We start from the raw sequence: 5,843 nt of genomic DNA on the forward strand, positions 1-5,843 counted from the left end.
GTTGAGCACCGGCGAGCGGTAGTCGGTGCGGTTGAAGAACACCAGGTAGGGCAGCCAGCGCACGTCGCCGCCCGCGAAATCCTCGTACTGCTTCATCTGCGGGGCGAGATCAGCCTGTCCCACCGCGTCCCCCTTCGACGGTGTCGGTGGCCGCACGACCGCGTCCCACCGCGGTCCGGCCGCCTGGAGACTAACCGCGGTCCGCGGGAGCGATGTCCGGTTCGTCCACGGCTCGCTACGGTGCCCGCGTTACCGCGAACGGGTGTGCCGCCGGCGGCGTTCGGACGGCCGCCCCTCGCGCGTGACCTGGTGCGAACCCGCCGACGAGGCGAGCGTCCCTCGGCCCGGCGGGACGGGCGCGGGCGTCCCGCCGGGTCCCCCGGGGCTTCGGGGTGCCGCAGCGGGTCCGTAGTGGACGGTCGCGGAACTCACCCGTTGATCTTCGAAGCGCGGTAACGGGCCAGCACGTCCTCGCGCAGCAGGAAACCCAGGCCCGCCGAGTCCAGGCGCAGGCCGAGCTGGGCCTCGGTCAGCCCCAGCGCCCCGGCGGCGCTCGGCAGGTGCCAGTCGTGGTCGCCCAGCCTGCTGAGCAGGTGGCCCCGGCGCACCTGGGCCTCCGACAGCCGGAACGTCTTGAGGTAGGCGGTGCGGCCCCGGTGGTCGGTGATCAGCTCGCCGATGTGGTTCTCCCGCCGCGGCCGGAACGCGGGCAGGAAGCGGGACAGCGCGTAGTCGCCCAGGCGGTGCACGCGGCGCACCGAGTACGTGGCGTCGAGCAGGCCCGCCGCCATGGTGCCGTCGTGGAACCGGCTCCACTCCGCGCGCTGCCGCCCGGCGGCGGCGCGCAGGTCGGCCAGCGACCGCACGTACGCGTCGTCCACACGCGCGCGGAACTCCGGCACCGGCGCGGCGTAGGTGGCGTAGTGGTGGACGAGTTCGCCGTACAGGTCCTGCACGAGGGTGGCGTGCAGGGCGCGGTAGTCGTCCGGGTGCGGCACGACGAACGCCGCGGCGAGGGAGTCGGCGACGTGCACCACCACGCCGCACTGGCCGGGGTGGATCTCGAAGACCTTCAGCGCGTCCGCCAGGTCCCGCACGTCGGTGCCCGCGTACGCCTGCTCCTCGCGCGGCGACAGGCCGTTCCGGACGGCCCGCTGCGACCACTCGTCCCAGACCACCGACGGGCCGCCGAAGTGCAGCGCGAGGTACCCCTCCAGGGCCAGGTGCACCGGCAGGAAGCGGAGCTTGCCGCGCCCGGCGCGGCCGGCCATCCGCCGGTGGACGCGCACCGGCACGCGGGGCGGCGCGCCGTGCCCGCCGGCGGGACCGAGGGAGGTGCCGTAGGCGGCGGCCGGGCCGTCGTCGCCGGACCAGGTGGCCACGAACGCGTGGGGGATGTACGACCAGTACCCGGTCCTGCGGCCCACGGGGACGACGCCGAGGCCGTCGCCGTGCAGCTCGGCGTGCAGCCGCAGGTCGGTGATCGGCTCGTCGCGGACCAGCGGCACGAGCCGGACACCGCCCCACACCTGGGAGGGCGCGGCGGTCAGGCCGGTCAGGTCGAGGCGTGCGCTCATCGCTCCTCCAGGAAGCGCGCGACGCGGTCGGCGAGGTGCGCGCGCAGCTCGTCCAGGCCGGTGGTGCCCTCGGCGAGCCGGGCGAAGCCGACCAGGGCCGGCACGTCCTCGGCCCGGCGCACGCCGACGGTGGGCACCTCGGGGGTGAGGCGGAGGGCGGTGTAGGTGTCCGCGTCGTACACCGGGTTGAGGTGCACCGCGCTCACCCTCCGGTCCGGGTCCAGCCGGATCCGCCACGCGCGCAGCACCTCGGCGGCGAGGCCGGGCGGCGCGTTGTCCCACCCGTCGGACACGATGACCAGGCGTTCCGGCCCGTGCTCCAGCGCGTCGAGCACCCGGTCGCCCAGCGGGGTCACGCCGTGCGGGTGCGCCAGCAGGGCGTCCGCGCGCCCGGACGTCCACAGCGCGACGTACTCGCCGGCCAGCGCCTCCAGCAGGTGGTGGCAGGCGAGCGCGACGACCAGCGGGCGGCGGCGCTTCTGCCCCGAGCCCGAGGTGGAGAAGCTGTCGTCCAGCACCGCGACGACGCGCCCCCACCGACCCGCGTCCGGCCCGCAGGCCCGGCGGGCGGCCGCGCGCAGGGCGGAGGTCAGCTCGCCGCGCCGCGCCACGCGCTCGGGGACCGGCAGCGACAGCACGTAGCCGGCCAGCCGGGTCAGCGGCATCGTCGCCAGGTCCGCGGCCACCGCGCGGACCCCCTCCCGATCGGCCGCGCCCTGCAGCCGCAGCCGCTCCACCTGCGTCAGCCGCGGCGCGATCCGCTCCAGGAACTTCGCGCGGTCGATGCCGTGCCGGGCCGCGAAGCCCTCGGCGACGGTGTAGGGCAGCTCGTACAGGGCGGCCTTCTCGTAGTGCGCCCGCCGCCAGGACCGCAGCAGCGGCGTCGCGTAGTGGGCGCGGCCGGCCGGGGCGAACAGGAACGGCCCCAACTCGTCGCCCGCGGGCGCCAGGTGGGCGTGGCGCAGCGCCGCCTTCACGCCGGCGCGGTACTTGACCGCGTCGAACGCCGGGTCGGGCCGCGCGGCGAGCCAGTCGCGGATCAGGGCGCGCGTGCGCCGGTTGTTCACCCGGGCCCGGCGCAGGTCGCGGAACAGGCGGTAGACGCGCTGCGGCGGCAGGGCGCGCAGCCGCGCGGCGATCAGCCGCCCCTCCACGCGCCGCTGCTCGGCCGACGCGTCGCCGGGGGTGGCCAGCAGCCGGAGCGCGATCAGCGCCGCGTTGTGGTCGTTGACGTCGAGCGCGAGCGCGGCGGCGTACAGGTCCCGGTAGTTGACCGCCATGTACTCGTGCAGGAACTCCAGCGACAGGCGCTGCCCGAGCGCGTCCTGCCGGAACTCGCGCTGCCCCGTGGCGGTGATCGCCGCGTTGACGAACAGCAGCATGTCCTCGGCGGCGAGGCGGTCCATCGGGCACCCGTTCGTAGATGGTGGGCGCCGGACGGGGAATGGGGGTGCGAACTGCGAATCATCGCTGCAAAGGCGGGTTCCGGAAGTCGCACCGGAGTCCCGCGCCCGGCGTCCGCGGAGCCTAACAAGGCGCGGCGGGCCGGCGAACGCGTTTTACGCCCCGGCCGCCTGACGCGTGCCGCGCGGGCGGATCGAGGTGATCGCCGCCGCGCCGAGCAGCAGCGCGGGGAACACGAAGAAGGGGGTGAGGAACGAGGCCAGGAACACGCCCCAGAGCAGCATCAGCGGCGCCGCGATCGCGGTGGTGGCCCCGACCGCCCGCCCGGCCGCGTCCGCGATCACCACCAGCAGCCCCAGCAGCACCGGCGCCGCCAGCATGGCCAGGACCACCGCGTTCTCGGCGTCGGCCAGTGCGACGGGCAGGGCCGCGACCGCGATGCCGACCGTGCCCGCGAAGGCGAGCCACCGCAGCACCCGACCGACGGGCGACGCCGCGGTCGTCCGGCCGCGGGAGTAGAAGAACGCCGCCGCGGCGACGAACGCAGCGACGCAGATCCCCGTCAACGCGCCAACCGACATCGAGGCACCTCCTGCCCCACCATCCCAGCGAGGGCGTCACCGGGGCAAGTGGCCGTCCCCGGCGGGCAACCCCGACGGGTGCCGGGCGTCTTGACAAGTGACGGTTCTCGACCGGGAAGGACGAGCCCATGCGCACCGCAACCCGACTCGCCACGATCATCACCGGCCTGACCGCCGTCGCGGCCCTGAGCGCCTGCGGGACGCTCCAGGAGGCCTCGGACACGGCCGCCGCGGTCGCCAACACCGCCAACACGGTCCAGCTCTGCACCGACGCCCTGTCCCAGGCCGCGGTGGACGTCGACGTCGCGGCGCCGGAGGTGGCGCTCGACCGGGCGCACGATGCCGGGTCGGCGCTGGCCGACCTGGCGAACGACGCCGCGAACACCACGCTCAACGAGGCCATCACCGCGTTGGCGGCCACCCTGACCGCGGTGACGCTGGACGACCTCGTCAGCGGGCCCGCCCAGTGGCTGGAGACCAGGGCCGCGCAGGTGGCCGCCCTGACCAGCGCCTGCGCGGGCTGACACCCGACCGGCCGCCCGGGGCGCACCCCGTTCCGGGCGGCCCTCGCCGTCCACATCGGACGGACGCGGCCCGCCGGCGGGTGAGCGGGCGTGAGGTGGCGGTCGGCCGGGTAGTCCCGATCGGCTCGATCACGACGGGGGAGGGTGCCGTGGGGCTGCGGGGGTCGAAGGCGTTCCGGGGGCTGGGGCGAGAGCAGCGCCGCGCCGTGCGCGGGGCGCTGCGGCGAGGTGAGCCGGTGGGCGACCCCGCCCTGGTCCGGCCGCTGCTGGAGGCCGTGGAAGGCGTGCTGGCGACGCCGTTCCCGGCGACCGCGTTCCGGGTCCTCATCGGGTTGGCCGCCGCGCTCAACCTGTTCTCCGCCGCGCTGAGCGTGCCGGACCACTGGTTCGCCGCGCTCTCCCGGGGCTCCCTGGCCGTGTTCCTGCTGATCATGTTGTTCGCCGTGCCGCCGGTGGTGCGGCGGGGGCGGGAGCGGGCCGCGCGGGCGGCCGAGCTGACCCTGGCCAGGTTCCCGGCCGCAGGCTGACGCCGCTCTCGTCACGCACCGGAGCCGTGCCGTCACTGGTCGCCATCACCTGCGCTTTTAAGTCAGTCGCTTGACTCAAACTGCGGGGGTTCGCTTAGCTGGGTCGCCGGGAGGGATCGACACCCGGCCCGCCAGTCCCGCGCACCCGCAGAGAGGCACGCATGCCCACCCCCAGCACCCGGCCCGTCGACCGCCACGACCTCGGCTTCGACCCGGACGCCCTCCGCGCCAGGTACCGCGCGGAGCGGGACCGCCGCCTCCGGCCGGACGGCAACGCGCAGTACCGGTCCGCCGAGGGCGGCTTCGGCTACTACGCCGAGGACCCCTACGTCGACGGCCCGCTCACCAGGGAACCCCTCCTGGACAGGGTGGAGGTGGCGGTCGTCGGCGGCGGGTTCGGCGGACTGCTCGCCGCCGCGCGCCTGCGCCAGGCGGGCGTCGAGGGCATCCGGGTGATCGACGACGGCGGCGACTTCGGCGGCACCTGGTACTGGAACCGCTACCCGGGCATCCACTGCGACATCGAGTCCTACGTCTACCTGCCGCTGCTGGAAGAGCTGGGCTACGTCCCCCGGTGGAAGTACGCGCCGGGCGACGAGATCCGGCAGCACGCGCGGGCGATCGGGCGGCACTTCGACCTCTACCGCGACGCCTGCTTCCGCACCCGCGTCACGGAGCTGGACTGGGACGAGGCCGCGGCCGAGTGGATCGTCTCCACCGACCGCGGCGACCGGATGCGGGCGCGCTACGCGGTGGTGTCGAGCGGCACGCTCAGCAAGCCCAAGCTCCCGGGCATCCCCGGCATCGAGACCTTCCGCGGCCACACGTTCCACACCAGCCGCTGGGACTACGGCTACACCGGCGGCGACGCGAACGGCGGCCTGGTCGGGCTCGCCGACAAGCGGGTGGGGCTCGTCGGCACCGGCGCGACCGCCATCCAGGTCGTGCCGCACCTGGGCCGCGACGCGCGGCACCTGCACGTGTTCCAGCGCACCCCCTCCTCGGTCGACGTGCGCGGCAACCGGCCCACCGACCCGGCCTGGGCCGGGTCGCTGACCGCCGGCTGGCAGCGCCGCCGCCGGGACAACTTCCTCTCGGTCGTCACCGGCGAGCCGGTCGGGGAGGACCTGGTGGCCGACGGCTGGACCGGCAGCGCCCGGCTGCTGCGCGAGCTGATCCCGACCAACGCGCACGGCGACCTCACGCCCGAGGACCGCGAGCGGCTCGACG

6 protein-coding genes are annotated in these 5,843 nt (G+C 75.4%); 3 read left to right on the forward strand and 3 right to left on the reverse strand.

Going from position 1 to position 5,843, the window contains the following annotated elements; all coding sequences use genetic code 11:
* Positions 1-428 precede the first annotated feature (428 nt).
* From ACFV4N_RS38635 to ACFV4N_RS38645, 3 genes are all read right to left on the reverse strand, one after another.
* Positions 429-1,577 carry an ARPP-2 domain-containing protein gene (locus ACFV4N_RS38635; protein WP_499677641.1) on the reverse strand — a complete coding sequence of 383 codons (1,149 nt, stop codon included), beginning with the start codon at positions 1,575-1,577 and terminating at the stop codon, positions 429-431.
* A complete protein-coding gene (locus ACFV4N_RS38640) occupies positions 1,574-2,983 on the reverse strand; it encodes a hypothetical protein (RefSeq protein WP_499677642.1) in 1,410 nt (469 codons plus the stop codon). Before ACFV4N_RS38640 ends, ACFV4N_RS38635 begins: the two co-directional genes overlap by 4 nt.
* A 153-nt stretch (positions 2,984-3,136) precedes the next feature.
* On the reverse strand, positions 3,137-3,562 hold the full coding sequence (locus ACFV4N_RS38645; protein WP_499677643.1) for a hypothetical protein: 426 nt from the start codon (positions 3,560-3,562) through the stop codon (positions 3,137-3,139).
* A 128-nt stretch (positions 3,563-3,690) separates the two neighbouring features.
* Between ACFV4N_RS38645 and ACFV4N_RS38650 the strand changes: the two genes are divergently transcribed.
* The 3 genes from ACFV4N_RS38650 to ACFV4N_RS38660 form a co-directional block, all read left to right on the forward strand.
* On the forward strand, positions 3,691-4,086 hold the full coding sequence (locus ACFV4N_RS38650) for a bacteriophage spanin2 family protein (protein WP_499677644.1): 396 nt from the start codon (positions 3,691-3,693) through the stop codon (positions 4,084-4,086).
* 149 nt (positions 4,087-4,235) lie between these two features.
* On the forward strand, positions 4,236-4,613 hold the full coding sequence (locus ACFV4N_RS38655) for a hypothetical protein (protein ID WP_499677645.1): 378 nt from the start codon (positions 4,236-4,238) through the stop codon (positions 4,611-4,613).
* Between the two features lie 161 nt (positions 4,614-4,774).
* Positions 4,775-5,843, forward strand: a 1,069-nt coding sequence (locus tag ACFV4N_RS38660; protein WP_499677646.1) for a flavin-containing monooxygenase, incomplete at its 3' end; no start/stop codon positions are given.

This window comes from Actinosynnema sp. NPDC059797 (assembly GCF_042732085.1).
Taxonomy (GTDB): domain Bacteria; phylum Actinomycetota; class Actinomycetes; order Mycobacteriales; family Pseudonocardiaceae; genus Actinosynnema.